The sequence below is a fragment of the Polaribacter glomeratus genome (assembly GCF_002954665.1).
GTDB classification, from domain to species: domain Bacteria; phylum Bacteroidota; class Bacteroidia; order Flavobacteriales; family Flavobacteriaceae; genus Polaribacter; species Polaribacter glomeratus.
Genome location: NZ_MSCM01000002.1, coordinates 303,240 through 319,536 on the forward strand (window position 1 = coordinate 303,240; position 16,297 = coordinate 319,536).

At 31.3% G+C, this 16,297-nt stretch carries 20 protein-coding genes; 15 read left to right on the forward strand and 5 right to left on the reverse strand.

From position 1 onward, the window contains the following. Nucleotides 1–15 precede the first annotated feature (15 nt). The 15 genes from BTO16_RS11430 (at nucleotide 16) to BTO16_RS11500 (ending at nucleotide 11,408) form a co-directional block, all read left to right on the forward strand. Nucleotides 16–1,206, forward strand: a complete 1,191-nt coding sequence (locus BTO16_RS11430; protein ID WP_105021814.1) for a type IV secretory system conjugative DNA transfer family protein — start codon at nucleotides 16–18, stop codon at nucleotides 1,204–1,206. Between the two features lie 106 nt (nucleotides 1,207–1,312). After that, a complete protein-coding gene (locus tag BTO16_RS11435) occupies nucleotides 1,313–1,780 on the forward strand; it encodes a JAB domain-containing protein (protein WP_105021815.1) in 468 nt (155 codons plus the stop codon). 90 nt (nucleotides 1,781–1,870) lie between these two features. After that, nucleotides 1,871–2,659, forward strand: a complete 789-nt coding sequence (locus BTO16_RS11440) for a DNA adenine methylase (RefSeq protein WP_105021816.1) — start codon at nucleotides 1,871–1,873, stop codon at nucleotides 2,657–2,659. A gap of 245 nt (nucleotides 2,660–2,904) precedes the next feature. Next, the gene (locus BTO16_RS11445) at nucleotides 2,905–3,165 is read left to right on the forward strand and encodes a hypothetical protein (protein ID WP_105021817.1); all 261 of its coding nucleotides are present in this window, start codon (nucleotides 2,905–2,907) and stop codon (nucleotides 3,163–3,165) included. After that, on the forward strand, nucleotides 3,162–3,761 hold the full coding sequence (locus BTO16_RS11450) for a hypothetical protein (protein ID WP_105021818.1): 600 nt from the start codon (nucleotides 3,162–3,164) through the stop codon (nucleotides 3,759–3,761). Before BTO16_RS11445 ends, BTO16_RS11450 begins: the two co-directional genes overlap by 4 nt. Nucleotides 3,762–3,801: 40 nt before the next feature. Next, nucleotides 3,802–4,293, forward strand: coding sequence for a hypothetical protein (locus tag BTO16_RS11455; RefSeq protein ID WP_105021819.1), 492 nt, complete (start codon nucleotides 3,802–3,804; stop codon nucleotides 4,291–4,293). 2 nt (nucleotides 4,294–4,295) lie between these two features. Next, nucleotides 4,296–4,733 carry a hypothetical protein gene (locus BTO16_RS11460; RefSeq protein WP_105021820.1) on the forward strand — a complete coding sequence of 146 codons (438 nt, stop codon included), beginning with the start codon at nucleotides 4,296–4,298 and terminating at the stop codon, nucleotides 4,731–4,733. After that, on the forward strand, nucleotides 4,730–4,930 hold the full coding sequence (locus BTO16_RS11465) for a hypothetical protein (RefSeq protein WP_105021821.1): 201 nt from the start codon (nucleotides 4,730–4,732) through the stop codon (nucleotides 4,928–4,930). Before BTO16_RS11460 ends, BTO16_RS11465 begins: the two co-directional genes overlap by 4 nt. Before the next feature lie 249 nt (nucleotides 4,931–5,179). Next, on the forward strand, nucleotides 5,180–6,049 hold the full coding sequence (locus BTO16_RS11470; RefSeq protein WP_105021822.1) for an endonuclease/exonuclease/phosphatase family protein: 870 nt from the start codon (nucleotides 5,180–5,182) through the stop codon (nucleotides 6,047–6,049). A gap of 65 nt (nucleotides 6,050–6,114) precedes the next feature. Further along, complete coding sequence (locus tag BTO16_RS11475) at nucleotides 6,115–7,626, forward strand: patatin-like phospholipase family protein (RefSeq protein WP_105021823.1); 1,512 nt, start codon at nucleotides 6,115–6,117, stop codon at nucleotides 7,624–7,626. Nucleotides 7,627–7,632: 6 nt separating this feature from the next. Continuing rightward, nucleotides 7,633–8,241 (forward strand): hypothetical protein, encoded by a 609-nt coding sequence (locus BTO16_RS11480; protein WP_105021824.1) that lies wholly within the window; start codon nucleotides 7,633–7,635, stop codon nucleotides 8,239–8,241. A 1-nt stretch (nucleotide 8,242) separates the two neighbouring features. Further along, nucleotides 8,243–8,512, forward strand: a complete 270-nt coding sequence (locus BTO16_RS11485) for a hypothetical protein (protein ID WP_105021825.1) — start codon at nucleotides 8,243–8,245, stop codon at nucleotides 8,510–8,512. A gap of 695 nt (nucleotides 8,513–9,207) precedes the next feature. Then, complete coding sequence (locus tag BTO16_RS11490) at nucleotides 9,208–9,414, forward strand: hypothetical protein (RefSeq protein WP_105021826.1); 207 nt, start codon at nucleotides 9,208–9,210, stop codon at nucleotides 9,412–9,414. Between the two features lie 19 nt (nucleotides 9,415–9,433). Then, on the forward strand, nucleotides 9,434–9,988 hold the full coding sequence (locus BTO16_RS11495; RefSeq protein WP_105021827.1) for a hypothetical protein: 555 nt from the start codon (nucleotides 9,434–9,436) through the stop codon (nucleotides 9,986–9,988). 130 nt (nucleotides 9,989–10,118) lie between these two features. Continuing rightward, nucleotides 10,119–11,408, forward strand: coding sequence for a hypothetical protein (locus BTO16_RS11500; protein WP_105021828.1), 1,290 nt, complete (start codon nucleotides 10,119–10,121; stop codon nucleotides 11,406–11,408). A 305-nt stretch (nucleotides 11,409–11,713) separates the two neighbouring features. Here BTO16_RS11500 and BTO16_RS11505 read toward each other — a convergent pair whose 3' ends face one another. The 5 genes from BTO16_RS11505 to BTO16_RS11520 form a co-directional block, all read right to left on the reverse strand. After that, the gene (locus tag BTO16_RS11505) at nucleotides 11,714–12,430 is read right to left on the reverse strand and encodes a hypothetical protein (protein ID WP_105021829.1); all 717 of its coding nucleotides are present in this window, start codon (nucleotides 12,428–12,430) and stop codon (nucleotides 11,714–11,716) included. After that, on the reverse strand, nucleotides 12,430–13,365 hold the full coding sequence (locus BTO16_RS11510; protein WP_105021830.1) for an RHS repeat domain-containing protein: 936 nt from the start codon (nucleotides 13,363–13,365) through the stop codon (nucleotides 12,430–12,432). Before BTO16_RS11510 ends, BTO16_RS11505 begins: the two co-directional genes overlap by 1 nt. A gap of 201 nt (nucleotides 13,366–13,566) precedes the next feature. Next, nucleotides 13,567–13,704, reverse strand: coding sequence for a hypothetical protein (locus tag BTO16_RS17640; RefSeq protein ID WP_170064458.1), 138 nt, complete (start codon nucleotides 13,702–13,704; stop codon nucleotides 13,567–13,569). A gap of 752 nt (nucleotides 13,705–14,456) precedes the next feature. Next, entirely contained in the window at nucleotides 14,457–15,344 is an 888-nt protein-coding gene (locus BTO16_RS11515; protein WP_105021831.1) for a tyrosine-type recombinase/integrase, read from the reverse strand. Next, a complete protein-coding gene (locus BTO16_RS11520; RefSeq protein WP_105021832.1) occupies nucleotides 15,337–16,266 on the reverse strand; it encodes a tyrosine-type recombinase/integrase in 930 nt (309 codons plus the stop codon). Before BTO16_RS11520 ends, BTO16_RS11515 begins: the two co-directional genes overlap by 8 nt. Between the last annotated feature and the right edge of the window lie 31 nt (nucleotides 16,267–16,297).

The following is a 16,297-nucleotide window of genomic DNA, read 5'->3' on the forward strand; positions in this document are numbered from 1 at the left end:
TACTAAAATGTTGTTATGACACCTCGTTTTCATTCCTATATTTCTTATTTCGCTCAAACGGATTTTCGCAATCAAAACGATGTTTTTGGAATCTACCAACACGATCGCTTTGTGGGAATGTACCTTCTAGGAAAGACAGGAAGTGGAAAAACGAACGTTTTGGAAACACTTATTTACCAAGATATGTTGCATAACAAAGGATTAGGATTCTTTGATGTGAGTGGGGATTTAGTGAAAAAATTATCGGAAAATATTCCAAAACATCAGAAAAATGACTGTATCTATCTCGACACTTCAAATCCAAATCTAAAATGGGGGTATAACCCACTTCGAAAAGTATCCTACCCCCATCGTCATTTGATTGCTTCTCACATTATTGAAACCTTTCAAAAACTATGGGGACAGCAGGCTTGGGGAGTTAAATTAGAGCATATTCTTCGGAATACGATTTTAACTTTGTTAGACCAACCCAAAGCTACCTTTTCTGACATGACTCGATTGCTCGTCGATGAAAACTATCGATTCCAATGCCAAAAATATATTGTTGCCAAAGAAGTTCAGGCGTTTTGGACGCATCAGTTCCCTAAATTTTCTAAAACAGATGTTTTACCAGTACTCAACAAAGTGGGTAGTTTCTTGGCAATTCCCATGATTAAAAAAATATTGGTAGACAACACGAATCAACTATCCATTCAATCTATTATTGATCATGAGAAAATTTTTTTAGTGAATTTATCTAAAGGAACGCTAGGTGTGGATGCTGCTCACTTGTTAGGGTCTTTGCTTTTAAATTCATTGTCGGCTGCTGGATTTCATCGTTCCTTGATTAACGAGCAAGATCGAAAACCTTTCTTTATTTACTTGGATGAATTTCAAAACTTTACAACGCTCTCCTTGGTCAATATGTTTTCTGAACTTCGAAAATTTAAAATTGGATTTATTGTAGCGCATCAGTATTTAAATCAACTCCCTATCAAGATTAAAGAAGCCGTTTTAGGAAATATTGGAACAATAGTCTGTTTTAGAATTTCGTATGCAGATGCTAAATATATGGCTCAAGAATTCTATCCTGTATTTTCTGCAAATGATTTTATTGCTTTGGAGAATTTTCATATTTATCTAAAATTGATGATCAACGGAAAACCTTCCAAACCTTTTTCAGCAAAAACCATTACTAAAAATTGGTTAGAAAAACCAAAAGGCTGAACTCCAACCATTAAATGTTTTGCTTCATAATATCTTTAAACAGCAGTATCGTAGGTCAATTCTAAAGAAAGAATAGGGCTACGATAGTACTTTAAATTAAATAAATATGGAAACAAATGCAACCACTCATGATCTTATGAGACCTTATGAAGTAACCCTTCATTACAAACGCCCTTTATTCAATACGATGAAGAAAATTAGCTCTTCGAGAGATAGTAGTCATCTCCTAAAAGAATTTATTAATCCCAATATTTTGGATGTCAAAGAATTCTTTTGGACAATATTCTTATCACGAGCCAATTGTGTATTGGGAATTGCCACGATTGGTTGTGGAGATGTTACTGGAGTGATGGTTAATATTCGAGAAATTTTTCAATTGACACTTTTATTTCATGCAACGCATATCATCGTAGCGCATAACCATCCTTCTGGAAAACTAACTCCTTCTGAAAAGGATCAAAAAATTACCAGAAAACTACAAAGAGGAGTCGCCTTATTTGATGTCAAACTATTAGACCATCTAATTTTGACTTCTGAAAGTTATTATTCTTTCTCTGACAACGGAATCCTATAACAACAATTACACATTTTGAAAATTACGAATGCATCTTGATGTACTTCGTAATTCTTCTTTTACCCATCTTTAAATTATTTCATCCCTATTATGAAAAAAACACCCATTTCCTATTATGGAGGAAAGCAAAATTTAGTATCCACCATACTTCCCTTAATCCCTAAACATCGTATTTATACAGAAGCCTTCTTCGGTGGTGGAGCTATCTTCTTCGCTAAAGAAAAAAGTGAAGCGGAAACCATTAATGACATCAACAATATGGTCATTAATTTCTATGAAGTCGTTAAAACTGATTTCAATTCTTTAAAAGCAAAAGTAGAAGCTACGTTGTTTTCAAGAGCGAGTTACAAAGTGGCATTGGTCATCTATAAAATGCCTCATTTATTTAATAAATTACAACAGGCCTGGGCTTTCTACGTAGGCACTAATATGGGGTTTTCCTGTCAAATTGGTTCTTGGGGCTACGATAAATACAGCAAGCAAGTTCTCAAAATGAACAATAAAAAGCTTCGTTTTGATACTGAAATTTATAAACGACTAGAGCATACTCAAATTGAACACAATGATGCCAACAAAGTCATCAAAAGTAGAGATGCTAAAGATGCCTTTCACTATGTTGATCCTCCCTATTTTAATTCTTGTCAGTCTTTTTATAGTGGTTATACAGAGGAAGATTATATCAAACTTTTAGAAACCTTGTCCAATATCAAGGGAAAATTTCTATTAAGTGGCTACCCTTCTGACATACTAGACTCCTACACTCAAAAAAATGGGTGGTACACCTTGAACTTTGATAAACCACTTGCCGCTCAAAAAGGTATCAAAGGAAAACCACGTAAACGTAAAACAGAAGTTTTAACTGCCAATTATCCGATATGAGTTTTTTAGAAAAAAATAGGATTAAAAATCAAACAGATGCAACTAGGAAGCCTACAAAGTTTCTAAAATTCTCTCTGGCAAGAAATCGGTTCCTTAAAAATAGTACCATGGGGGCAACGTGCCTTTTTTATGAATAATACGCTTGTCGTAAGTATGCTCGGGTGTTTGGCAGAACAGCTGGTTGTTTTTAGGGAGTAGTCTTCCCTTTTTATCAATAGTTTAGATTAATTCAAAACTTAAAACAAATGGAATATGAATCGGTGCGATTTGCACCACAAAACTATATAGATATGAAGAAAATTATTGAAAAAACTGTTGACCTTAATTTGGTTGGCGTAAACGGAAATGCTTATGCAATTATGAGTGTATTTCGCAAACAAGCTCGCAAAGAGGGTTGGACTTCTGAAGAGATTGAAGCCGTTCTTGATGAAGCAAAAACTAGTGATTATAATTACTTATTAGCGACCATTGAAAATCATTGCGACCCTAAAGATATTGAACTATGAAGCTCAGAGAACTCAAAAGAATCAAATTCTATTTGGAAGCGTTAGCCGATGTTTTTTTTGATGAAAATCATTCGATTATTCAACCGAAAGTTTCTGAAAGTTTAACTCGTGAAGAATTGATCAACATTGCTTTATTTCTGTATCAAACCGATTGGACAATAGCACGTTTGGAATTAAAGACTGATCAAGAGCTATTAAAAATTATTGGAGACGACATTGGAGTTTTATTATACATCAGTGCCATGCTCCATAAAAAAACAATAGAGGTACTTTCCTTTTCTAAAACTGAATTAGATATCTTTTTTAACACGAAAGGAAATCCCTTGCATTATCTAGCGAGTAAAGAAACTGCTGTATGGGATGCGTATGATCGATCCAATTACACAGCGTTACTTCTCAAAGCTGGTGTTATTCGCAAAGTTTTAGGAGTGTATATTTCTTCTATTAACAAGAGGGATCTCTACAAATTGACTTCCGTTCCCTTTGACTGCTTTGACACTCTTAAAGAGGCGAATAAAGAGTTATTAAGTATCGCTGAATATCAAAAATTGAATGTAAAAGACTTGGTTGTGTATCAAGTCTGGATTAAAAATTGAATATAAACCGTGTCTTTTAGACACATTAAATCCAAATATTATGGAACAATTAAATGCCGTGGATGTACTTATTGAAAACATCTCATCTGATCAACTGCTTTTACCTGTCGTAGAAGCGAAAATTGAAGAAGCGAAAGCTGAAAAACAAGTATTAGTAAATCGCTTGAAAGAGTATCGAAAAGACCTTTCAGTATTGCTCAAGTATGCAACTGAAGCGCAACAGGGAAAGATTAAAAACCTTGGTTTTGAAATCTCTGACGAACAGCGTGGTTTAAATACCGTTGCTACAACTGCTTTTGATGTTTTGGTCAAAGCAAAAGACCATCAATTAAACAATCAAGTTTGGTATGATGGATATGTAGCTTCTTTAAAAAATGGAGAATCGCCAGTTTCGTATGCTTCTTTTAATGTAAAATGTCGTTCGTTGTTTAACACACAAAAGGTGCTTCGAAAGAAAGCGGGTGATCTTAAATCTTCGCATGAGGATATTATTTCTTTAAATGGTCATGTGACTGCTCCAAAGAAGAAATAATCATGAAAGATGAAAACTTTTATTTAGACATTTTCGCCTCTCAACAAAAAGCAATTCATCATTGTCTGTGGCTCAACTTCAAATACCGAATTGCAAATATAAAATTTGGTGTGATTCATGGCCCTGATAATGATTGGGCTTTGGTCGAAGAAGCAACGGCTTTAGAAATGGAGATGGCCTTTTTGGATATTTTACCTGAAAATTATAGTCAGATGACCTATGATGAGATTCGTGACTTTCATATGGACAAAGAACCTTTGCCTCATTTTGAGCAACTTCTTGGAGAAATTGCAACCAAAGATGGCGAGATCCTTCGATTGATTTTGTTTTATAAAATTCCACTTGAAAAACTAATTCGCTTTGAATTGGCTTCTCGTGGATATGATCAAAATCATCGTTGGTGTGGATTTGAAAAATCTTTTGAGATTTGGCTAAAATGAAAGCATTAAAGCAAATTAGAATCATCGGTAAAAAAGACCATCAGTATTATCTTAAGGATTATGCTGAAGAACCACTTCGTTTTCAAGAGTATGTAAACCTTGAATTAGGTCTCTTATTTGACGAACAGCATACCATCATTTCTATTACTTTCTTGAAGAAGAAAAGAGTTGTGATCGTATATGCGATGAAAATTTAATATCCTTAAACACTCATTGATTTGAGTGTTTTTTTATCGCAAAATTAGGAACTATTCTCAATATAAATCTTACTTCTATTTTTTCAAATTTAAAATGGTTTTCTACTGGAAAAATTGAAATGCTTGGTTTTTATGAAATAAGGAAAAACACTTTACTTATTTAAGGTTTTTCCCCTGAATTTAACAAAAAACTATTTTTTAAATAGCTTGCAATCAATAGTTTCCTTATTTTTATTGAAAATCCTTCAGATGCCAGCATTCCCAAAACCGAAATTTGTCTTCAACTTCGATTTAGATGAAGAATTGAAACACCTTAATAAGCACAAAACAAAAAGAAAAATTCCAGCTAAAAGCGAGCATGAATTATTAATTGCTTCTTGGAATATTGCCAATTTAGGGGCTCAAAATCGTTGGAATGAACATTATACTTTATTAGCGATGGTTATCGAATGGTTTGATATCATAGCGATCCAAGAGGTAAATAATAAACTGGAAGGGATTCGCTTATTGGAAGCAGCACTTCCCTCTCACTACAGTGTCATCTTTTCTGATAAAGGAGGTAATAACGAACGTTCTGCTTTTATCTATGATAGTAGAAAGGTAAAACTCGCTGAAATGGTTGGAGAGGTTGGTATTCCTCCTAATGAGCAACGCTTTATTAAAATTAAAGGGATTACTCAAAAATTTACTGGTTTTGATAGAAATCCATATTTATGCTCATTTCAATGGAATAACCAGATTTTAGTTTTAATTATGGTACATTCTTTTTCTGGTTCTACAAATAGAGCTTCTATCGAAAGAAGGGCTTTAGAGGCCTATGCTATTGGAAGATATGCCGATTTAAGAAATAAATCTAAACACTCATTTTCTAAAAACATTATTGCTTTAGGGGATTTTAATATTCCGAAAATTGAAAAGGGTGACTTGGTGTATGCGGCTTTGATTAAAAGAGGTCTTATTTTGCCTGAACATTCAGCTAAAGTGTACTCCAATATTTCCGATGATAAAATGTTTGATCAAATTGCTTTTCTACCTTCCATAAAATCAAAAATACAATCGCAAGGTGTTTTTGATTTTGACAATGCTATTTTTCCAGAATTATGGCAAAAAGAACTTTAAAGCCTACTTAAGATATTATATTTCTGATCATAGACCACTTTGGATGCAACTTAAATTTTAAAAAGATGAAAAAAGTTTTTACAAACATTGCCTTGGCTTTTTCTGGTGGGGGGTTTAGAGCTGCTAGTTTTACGCTTGGTACCTTGTCACTTTTTGAAAGGGTGGGTTTATTGTCTAGTGTAAAAGCCATTTCAAGTGTTTCGGGTGGGAGTATTACCGCTGTAAAATATGCACAATCTCAAATTGAGGGTTTGGGTTTTGATGAATTCTTTTTAGAATATTATGCTTTTCTAAAAAAAGATGACTTGGCAGACTTGGCATTTCAAAATCTTAGAAAAGGAAAATTTTGCCATAAAAGGGCGAATCCCATCAATGCATTTGCCCTCGAATACAATAAACTAACCAATCATAAAAGTTTTGCAGATTTAGATGATGCTATTGAAAATAACAAAACGCATTTAAAACGTTTAATTATAAATGCCACTAGTTTTAATGACGGTCTTTCTTTTCGTTTTCAAAATACAAGGTCGAATCGATTTGATTTTGGAAATGGAGAACTGGATAAGAAATATAAGAAGTATTACAATCATATAAAATTAGGAGATGCTCTGGCTGCTTCTTCTGCTTTTCCTGGAGGATTTGAGCCTATATTATTTCCGCACGATTTTACAGTAGTTGACGATAAGGAATTAATACCCATTAGCTTAATGGATGGTGGCATTATTGACAATCAGGGTACTTCGAGTTTTTTAAGTGGTAGTGCCTTTAGTAACAACGTAGATTTGTTTTTTATCGCTGATGTATCTTCTCCCTATATGGAAGAATTAAAACCGACCAAAAGAAATTTTATAACCTTCTTGATTAGTTTTCTCTTTAGTGTCCCCATGCTCCTTTTATTTGGAATTGGAGTGATCTGGTCTTATAGGCTGGAATCAAAATTGATCTATTCTCTTTTCTTTGTTGTATTTGCTTTTTTAACGAGTATTCAAATACTTTTATTTTTTGCAGCCAAAAAAATAAAAGCAATGACTGGGAGTCGTTTCAAATTTGAATTGCCTTCTATGAGTTTGGGTATTTTCTTACTGGATCGGATTAATTCTTTGATTCATATGGCTGCTGAAGTCTCCTTGAAAGGTTTTCGAAGGCTGAATTCGAAGGCGATTTATAAAAAGTATTGGAATAAAACAGTCTCTTCAATGATTTATGAATTGCGTTGTCTTAATGAAGATCAAAAACCCGAAAATGGCACTCATTGGGAGCCTATCAAAAATGATCTGGGAGAAATCCCTGAAAACATTAAAGAATTGAGTAAAAAAGCGACAGAATTTGGAACGACCCTTTGGTTTAATGATGTTAATGGTATTTCAAAACCAACTATAGATACTTTAATTGCTTGTGGAGAAGTTACTGCTTGTTTTAATTTGCTGTCTTATCTTATTGTGCATAAAAAAGATGAAATTAAAAATGTGGAGTCTTCTGAACATGAATTGTATAGGAATTTAAAAAAATTATGGAATGATTTTACATTAGATCCATATATGTTAGTGAATTTAATAATTAAACCAACCTCAAAATAAAGAATTATGAAACAAATTTTATATGTATTACTTGCATTAATTGTAACATCATGTGCTTCAATCCCTAAAGAATCTGTTAATCTCATGGAGGTAGTTATTATTCAAAACCAAAAAGCTTATGACCTAAATGTTGTACTAATCAATAAACTATACAAAGCGAAAAAAGAAGATGTGGATATTTTTATTGATGGAGATTACACTTCAGAAATTTGGAAGCAATTCAAAGCTTTAATTCCTGCTGGAGTAGATATTCAAAGTAATATGTCTTCTATCATCCCAAGCTTATCAAAACAAATTAATGTTCAAAGAAATGAAATGAAAAGTGTCCTAGAAACGGCTCGTTTAGAAACTCAAGAAATTATTTTGAAAGATTTTAAAATTCAAAGTGAGGCTTCTAAAGAAGTGAAAAATCTCTTGATTTCGGCTTCTAAAGTCAATGAAAATAGATTACAAATATTACAAGATTATTCTAATCGCTTTAAATTAGGGCTTGATATCAATGAATTGGAATTATCCATTGATGGATTTTTAAATAGTGCTGGCAACGCTGGTGCAGATATTGAAAAATTAGGACAAGAATTTTTAACAAAACTAAACCAACTTAAAAAGAAATAAAATGGGAAAAATTGACTGGGATGAGCTAGCAAAAAAAGCTCGAGAAAATACAAATGCTAAATTTAGAGAGGAAATTTCTACACTACTACGTTTAAATGATAATGATATAAAAAGTATTATTAGCAAATCGGAAATTGATAATGAACATTTCCTTGAGATTATAAAGATTGTAAAGGATAGAAGTTTAGCAAATAATAAAAAAGCAGAAGCTATTCAAGGAATTGATAACGGATTAAGAGCCGTTATTGGAATTGTAGATAAAATTATATAATCGATTAGAAAATTAATAAATTAAGGAAGTAGAATTCATAAGTTCTTTAGGTAGCATAATTCTAATTATTCAAAATGCAACAAGAGATTTAAAATAAAATCTCCATTTCATTTTTTTTTGTTCAAAAAGTGTTTGAAGCCTAAAATGATGGATTTTTGAATTTATATTATAATACGGTTCGAAATATTTTTATCGATGTTGATCCTTTTGCACACTTTGGTTATATCAAAGAGATGATTTTTATAATTGATGGAGAAATTTTAAGGCTCGTCTCGTCTCTTAATCGTCCATTAGATAAATATATTTTTCATGAACTATCTTGTGTTCGATATTATAAAATCATCTCTATTGTGGATTTGATAAAGTTAAAAAAATGACTAAGATAACTACTGGATACTGAAGCATTCAAATTATTTTTAGTGACTTTTTAACTTAGAGCAAATTAGTTTATTTTGAAATTTATTGTTGATAAAATGTTAGTATATAAAAACTTACAAATATTCTTCTTCTTTTAAATCAATATATTTTCACTATATTTAAATGATTTTTTAAATTTATATTTTTGTAAATTTACAACCATTTTGAGATAAACCAATTTATGATGCTAAATTGGCAATATTTGTGTATAATAAATTAAAGAAATCGGAATACATAAAATATTATGATATTCATTTGTTTAATTAAATAAGAAAAAAATGAAAAAAATATTCAATCAAGAAGTAATTGATTTTGTAAACAAGAGTATGAATGAAATCAAGTCTGAGATAGATTTAGATTATTGTATTGAAAATAATATAAAATTTTCTAACAATGAGATAGATTCATCGGAGATAAAACTTTTTTCTAAAGAATCTACAGATACTGCTTACAAAATTTTGCATCCAGATTATAAAGGGAATTAATACTGTAAATAAGCTAAATTTGGAAAAAGATTTTGAGGATATAAAACTGCCTTTAGAAAAAGTAGAGATTAGACTGCAGGAATTTAAGAATGCTATAAAAATTTATAAAACTAAACACTTCAACAGAACTGGAAATAATATAGATGTTGTTGATAAGGCAGTTGAAAAAATGACAAGCTTACACTACGGCTGGTTATATTCTAACGTAAAACCATTAGTCCCTAAACGTATAAATAAATATAAAATGGCATCACTGGCTGAACTTTGTGTTATAAAGATTCAGACTTTTATTTTAAAAGATTTAAAAGATTTAAAAGAAACAAGAAAAATAAATGCTGATTTTGCTTTCTTTTGTTGTTTATCTATGATTACAGGTATGTCACAAGATACTTCAAATTTTTTAAAAGGTTCCTCAATCAAGCGTGTAGAAGACATTTTTCATATTGTAAAATCTCAAAGATTAAAATGGCTTGAATGTAAAAACATAGATGAGTTTCCTGTTTTTAGTAATGGGTTAAATTTATTTCTTTTATTTGAATTATATCATTTAAGGTTTCAAGCTATTCAAATTTAGTAACTTAATAAAACAACTATAAGTTAAACTTCTTTTTCATAGCAATTTTTTACCACCTTGTGAGGTGGTTTTAATTTTATTTAATATTTCAATTATTCTCTATTTTAGCTTCTGAAAAAGCTATGAGAAAATGTACAAAAGAAATTATCATCCTCTGATAATTCTACTTTATGCAAGTGGAATGTTAGATACGAAACAACTCTGTGAGTTGCCCAAAACCACCAAACATAATTGGAATCAATTCAAGCACCAAAACTATTATGGAGATGATTGGGTTTCTTCTTACGTTGAACAGTTTGATAATATAAAAGAAGTTTATGCATCTGCTTTTTTATATAAATCTTTACGATTTTTAGTAGAGACCAGAAAAGGATATTTACATATATTACAAGAATTCTCTTACAACAAGAAACTCCTAAAATTACACGCTGACAAAATTATTACGTCCATAGAAAAGATGAAATCTTTAGCAAATGTGAATGTAAAAACTGCCTGTAAGTATTATGGAATTTCTAAAGATTGGTATTACAATCAAAAAAGAAAACTGCTTTGTGGAATAAGCCCTTTTCAAAGATGTTATCGCCAACATCCGAATCAGTTAACTGTTCAAGAAATTTCTGTGATTGAAAACCTAGTTACAGATCCTGCCAACTTCGGTAAAAGAAAAATAACCTTATATTATTTTGCTTTGAGGAATGGTTTAATTTTTTGTGGATTATCTACTTTTAACAAATATGCTTCTGCTTTAGGGTATATAAAACCAAAACGATTTAGATATCCAATGAAAAAAGGATTAAGAGCTTCAAGAGTTTTTGAGTGGTTGCATGTGGATATTACCATAGTAAACACCATAGAAGATGGTATTCAAAAAGTAGCTTTTGTAAAAGACAATTTTTCTAAAGCTATTTTACATTATAGTTCTACCAATGGAAAAGCTGGAAGTGAGTTTATCAAAAACCTCTTTGCTGAAACATTTGAGAAATATAATTTATTGAATGCCACAAAACCGATTAACATTCTATCTGATGGTGGAAGTGAGAACAAAGGGGAACTCTTGTCTTGGGTTCAAAATATACAAGCACCACCAATTGTTAGTAAAATAACTGCTCAAACCAAAGACTTCCCTTTTTCTAATTCGATGTCCGAGAGTACACATAGTATTTATAAAACTGAATTTTTACACGGGAAATATTCTTTAAATGAGAAAATACATTTAAAAGATTTAAAACGTTTTGTAGAATATTATCAACACCTGAGATACCCAACTGATTTATTTGGATTAACAACTTTTGAGGTTGTAAATGGTAAAATTCCTGATAAAAACCATTTTAAAGAGAAAATACAAGAAGCTAGAAAAAATAGAGTAGAAGCCAATCAACAATTTAATGATTGTAAAATTGCTCTTGGTTGTAATTCTTGAAAAAGGTGATTATAGAGCAAAATCTAAAATCTTTTTAACGAGCAAAACGAATTTTCGTTAGTTTTTGAAAATAAAAAAAAGGATATTCGTTTTTTGAATATCCTTTTTATGACTTGAATAATTTGTTTTTATTAAAACCTTATTATTACTGGTAATTCCAATGTTGGAACCTTTTTGTAGTGGTTTAAAATAGCGAGTGCCCGATAAATCTACGGTTACCAAAATTATTGACGCTTTTATTAGAGATACTAAAACTAAAAAGGCTTACGCATAAAAAAACCACAACTTTCGCTGTGGTTTTAACTTTAATTTAGAGAAGTATCCTTGTTGGAAAAAGAAAGTAATGTTTTTTGTTTAACTTCAAGACTTGAAACATCATTTGTTAGCATTTTTTCCACTAAAGAATCACGTAGAAATAATTCTGTTACACCTTGTAGATAGATAATACTTCTTTCTTGGTACTTCGGATTTAAAACTACCTTATCAAATGAGTTAAAAGGTTCTTTTTCTTGAAGCTCAATATAGTCCTCATAATTTTTTATATCAAAATATTTTTTTTCGGAAGAAAGAGCATCAAAAGTTGGATAAATCAACGATTCCGAAAAAACAATTTCTGTATTTGGTATCATTGGCACAAATAAAAGATAGTAATTATCTTTTACATCAATTATCTCAATCTTTCTTAAATGATATTCATTTTTATTTACCTTTTCTTCCTCTAAACAGTCTACAAATTTTTGACTAACGATATATTCATATCCAAAAAAGAATGGTGAAAAAACCATTATATCAGTAAGCTTTGCTTTCTTTAACAACTTCCCTTTTAAATGCTTTATTTCTAAATTAGATATTCCATTTTGGTCTTTTAAAAACTTATCGATATTACCTATTAGTAAGGTTTCTTCTATTTCCTTATAATTTATATTCTTCTTTAATTCTTTTCCCTTAAACTCTAATTGATAAACTCCATTGTTTACTCCGATTACATTAGGTTCTGATGAATTAGTTATCCTTTTAAACATTATAGTTTTTTATTTAATCCTCTAAAATAATCATTCAACTTCATTCCGCTACCATAGGCTTTGTTTAGTTCACTATTTAAATTTTTCTGCAAACTTCTTAAACTTCCTTGATTTATGTTCTTTTTTACGCCTAATTGGTTTATTAAATTACCAACATACTTATTATACTGTGGATGATTTCCGTGAAAAGGTGTTGGAAGTTTCTTAAGATTAAAACCGCCATTTAATTTCATAAATGGTGCTAATACTTTCTTATATTGCTTAAAAACAGCTTTAGGTATAATATGATGCTTTTGTATTTTAAGTGTCTTACCCAGTAGCTTTGCTAAATAACTACCTCCATTTTTAACTACTGGACCTCCAACCATTTCTAAAGCACCAGCAGAACCTATATCTTCTCCAGTAACATTTAGTTTAGGCTCATTAAAGGCATAATCATATATGTTTGATAAACTATAACCATCATAAGAATTTACACTGTTGTAAAACTCATTATATCCATCAGCTATTTCTCGACTAACTCCTGCAGATAAAGTATTTGGCTGTGAATTTATTTCATTAGCAAAGAATTTTGCTTTCTTAAAGCCTGAATCACTAACTTTTATTGTCTTGTCGATACCATCATTTACTTCAACTGTTTCTCCGCTATTTATATTTTCGTAAATAGTTTCAGGTGCTAATCCTGTTGGGTCTATATAAAAAGAAGGATTATTTTTTACAAAATTATAAGGTGACCATTCCGGAAACTCATCACTTAAAGGGTCTGGATTAAACCACCTTCCGATATCAGGTTGGTAATTCCTTGCTCCATAATCGTACCAATTTAAACCTAATTCTTCTTGATGTTCTTTTCCGTGGTATTTATACTTGTGCTCACTACCATTCACGACATTATTGTAACCTTTGTGTTGTAAGCCAAAAGGATAGACGTTTATGTGTTTTTTTTAACTACGGGTCAGTTTTTCGGGCATTTCTACTCAAAAATTTTATAAGAACGTCCTTTCTACATCATCATTCAGTCCATAAATATACATTAATTTGATAAAGCCCTCGCAAGTAAAAGCCAGTATTTTCGTGCCTCAAAAACCTCTGTCTTTCACTTGCTCCCACGTCCTCGGTATGTTACATAAAACGGGTTATAATACATTCCCTAAAAAGCCCAACGCTTCGCCACCTGTAGTTATAACCAGTTTTATGTAAAATACTCCCATTCGCCTTTCTGCCAACGCTTTTTGCTCACTCGGATAAATACTAACGCACTTCGTTTGTTTCATTTTAAAAGCTTGCGGAACTCTTCCGCATCAGCCAACAGCTTCCGCAACCTTTTAAAACGTTCAGCATTTTGAGTAAGATTTGGCGTTTTAAAAAGATGAAGATTTAGGCGATGGATTTTTGAGCGTTGGCAATCTTCAGCTTTTTAAAATGTTGCCCAGCGGCAAAGAGCGACACAACAGTAAGCGGAACGAGTTGTACAAAAAAACAATCAAAGAAGTAAAGCAAGCTTTTGTGCTTGGTGTCTTTTTGTGCAGTATTTTTTGTGCAAATTCGGTGCGTTGGCTTACGAAGTAAATATTTCAGATTCGTAGTGCGATGGCAGAAGTCGGTGGAAAAAAGCGTCGGAAGAGCGGATATTTTACATAATAGCAGTTATAACTACACCCGCAACAATAAAAACTCGCCGAAGGCAACCAAAAGGGAAGCTATTATAACTTCTATTATGTAACATAGCTTGGGATGGTTTTTATGGCGGATTTTTTGTTTTTGAGCGTTGGCACAGCTCTTTATTTTTTTAAGATTACAGCTTTCTTTAAACAACTAAATTTTCTTAAAAAAATAATGTGCTGTTTGTGCGTTGGCTTACAAAAAATATGACGTAAAAACCATAGAAGTGGTGGCGAGCGGAACAAGATAAAAGACAGAAGCTTGTTGCCTTTTTCGGCAATAATCTGGCTTTTATCTTGTGTGGGGTTTTGCGTTGTGATTGGTTTTTGTTTGCGAGCCACGCTTTTTTGCGTGGCGAAGCTTTTTAGCTTATCGGATGGAAGTTGTTTACTATTTCGTGCAAGTTCTCTAAATCATCTTGTAAATACCTTTCTGTTGAACTTATATAACGATGTCCTGCTAAATATTGAACCTTTCTTAAATTATATTGACCTAACCAATTTGTAATTACACTTGCTCTTATTTGATTGATGTTTTCAGTTTTATGATTGGTCTTTTTTAGCTTTTTAATGATATTGAATATTGTGTTGCTTAATCGGTCATTATTTGGGATTAATAAACGTTCACTTTCTATATTTCTACGTTGCTTTATTTCTTCTCTAATTTCTTTGATATATTCTAATAATTCTATGACTTGCCAAGGTTTTAGCTCTAATTCTCTTGCGTTCATTTTCTTATGACTCGGAACATAGATTTTACCTTTATAAACTTGTATGTGTTCTATTTCTAACGCTTTTAGATTCGTTGTACATAATCCTTGATATACCATTAAACCAACTATTATTCTATCTCTTTTAGCTGTTAATTTATGATATTGGTCTTTGATGTTTTCAGTATTAAAACTATAATATAAATCCTCTAATTCATCAGCTTCTAGTAAGTTATAATTGATGTGTCTTTTTGAACCTTTTACAGTTGTATTTTCTATTGGGTTTTCACTTTTAAAGCTTTCTTCAACCAAATAATTTAGATAGGTTTTTACTCTTCCTAATCTATGGTTTACAGTCTTTTTAGTAGTGTTCTTTCTTTGTAAATATCTAATGTATTTTAAGCAATCTTTATAATCAATTTCGATAGCTGTAGTATGATTTCTATTGCACCATTTTATAAATGATTGTGCTTGTTTTATATAGTTTTCTGTAGTTGTTTCTGTATAATCTTGCTTTTGTAAATAAGTTCTATAATCATTCATTTTCAACGGTTTTAAGTAAGTGAGTATAAATTTGTGTGCTTTCTAAACTACTATGACCTAAAAAGGCTTTTATGCTTTCTAATGGTACTTCTTTTTGTAGTAAATGTGTTGCGATTGAGTGTCGTAACGTGTGTAGTGTAATTTGCTTTTTTTCGATGTTTTTATTTTCTGTGGCCATCACTATGGCTTTTAATCGATTAGCGAACGACATTCCATTTAACCGCTTTCCTTGTTGACTTATAAATAAAGCTTCGCTTTCTCTAAAGTTGGTAAAGTCTGGACGAGCTTCAAAAATATAATCTTCTAATACTCGCAAGTTGTAGTCGTTCATTGGCACGAACCTTTCTTTATAGTTTTTACCTTTTCTAACAAAGATTCTTTCTTTATCAAAAAGAACATCTTTAACGTCCAAGTGTACTGCTTCATTTCTTCGTAATCCACAACTATAAATAATACTTAATATGGCTTTATCTCTTAATCTAAAACGCTTTTCGCTATGGCAGTAACTGGTTGCCTGGAACAGTTCTTTAATTTCTGATTGTGTAAGTATATTTAGTTTTTCTTCTGTTGGATTGGTTTCATATTTTAGATGAATATGGATGCCTTTATGATTGTGATTCTGTAAATATTCTTTGAACTTTTTTAAAGCTTGTTGATGCTTGTTTAAATAGCTTTTACTTAAACTTCCGTTTCTTCTTTCGTTGTTACGTTCTTGCAGATATTTGTAATATTCTTTTGTAGTTTTTGATGTAATATGATTGATATTTATAATCTGTTTTTGTTCCAAGAAGTAGAAGAACTCTTGTAAATGATTGGGTAAATTATAGACTGTACTTTCTGCATAACCAAGTATATCTAACCATTGTTTATAACTCTGTACCAATACTTTATAATGCTCACTTTGTAATTTTAGATGTTTCATTTTTGAGTATTTTTTTTATTGCGCATATACC

Bases quoted from the DNA above. Each gene is read 5' to 3' on its own strand.
- BTO16_RS11430 (WP_105021814.1), top strand. From the start codon at position 16: ATGACACCTCGTTTTCATTCCTATATTTCTTATTTCGCTCAAACGGAT.
- BTO16_RS11435 (WP_105021815.1), top strand. From the start codon at position 1,313: ATGGAAACAAATGCAACCACTCATGATCTTATGAGACCTTATGAAGTA.
- BTO16_RS11440 (WP_105021816.1), top strand. From the start codon at position 1,871: ATGAAAAAAACACCCATTTCCTATTATGGAGGAAAGCAAAATTTAGTA.
- BTO16_RS11445 (WP_105021817.1), top strand. From the start codon at position 2,905: ATGGAATATGAATCGGTGCGATTTGCACCACAAAACTATATAGATATG.
- BTO16_RS11450 (WP_105021818.1), top strand. From the start codon at position 3,162: ATGAAGCTCAGAGAACTCAAAAGAATCAAATTCTATTTGGAAGCGTTA.
- BTO16_RS11455 (WP_105021819.1), top strand. From the start codon at position 3,802: ATGGAACAATTAAATGCCGTGGATGTACTTATTGAAAACATCTCATCT.
- BTO16_RS11460 (WP_105021820.1), top strand. From the start codon at position 4,296: ATGAAAGATGAAAACTTTTATTTAGACATTTTCGCCTCTCAACAAAAA.
- BTO16_RS11465 (WP_105021821.1), top strand. From the start codon at position 4,730: ATGAAAGCATTAAAGCAAATTAGAATCATCGGTAAAAAAGACCATCAG.
- BTO16_RS11470 (WP_105021822.1), top strand. From the start codon at position 5,180: ATGCCAGCATTCCCAAAACCGAAATTTGTCTTCAACTTCGATTTAGAT.
- BTO16_RS11475 (WP_105021823.1), top strand. From the start codon at position 6,115: ATGAAAAAAGTTTTTACAAACATTGCCTTGGCTTTTTCTGGTGGGGGG.
- BTO16_RS11480 (WP_105021824.1), top strand. From the start codon at position 7,633: ATGAAACAAATTTTATATGTATTACTTGCATTAATTGTAACATCATGT.
- BTO16_RS11485 (WP_105021825.1), top strand. From the start codon at position 8,243: ATGGGAAAAATTGACTGGGATGAGCTAGCAAAAAAAGCTCGAGAAAAT.
- BTO16_RS11490 (WP_105021826.1), top strand. From the start codon at position 9,208: ATGAAAAAAATATTCAATCAAGAAGTAATTGATTTTGTAAACAAGAGT.
- BTO16_RS11500 (WP_105021828.1), top strand. From the start codon at position 10,119: ATGTACAAAAGAAATTATCATCCTCTGATAATTCTACTTTATGCAAGT.
- BTO16_RS11505 (WP_105021829.1), bottom strand. From the start codon at position 12,430: ATGTTTAAAAGGATAACTAATTCATCAGAACCTAATGTAATCGGAGTA.
- BTO16_RS17640 (WP_170064458.1), bottom strand. From the start codon at position 13,704: ATGAAACAAACGAAGTGCGTTAGTATTTATCCGAGTGAGCAAAAAGCG.
- BTO16_RS11515 (WP_105021831.1), bottom strand. From the start codon at position 15,344: ATGAATGATTATAGAACTTATTTACAAAAGCAAGATTATACAGAAACA.
- BTO16_RS11520 (WP_105021832.1), bottom strand. From the start codon at position 16,266: ATGAAACATCTAAAATTACAAAGTGAGCATTATAAAGTATTGGTACAG.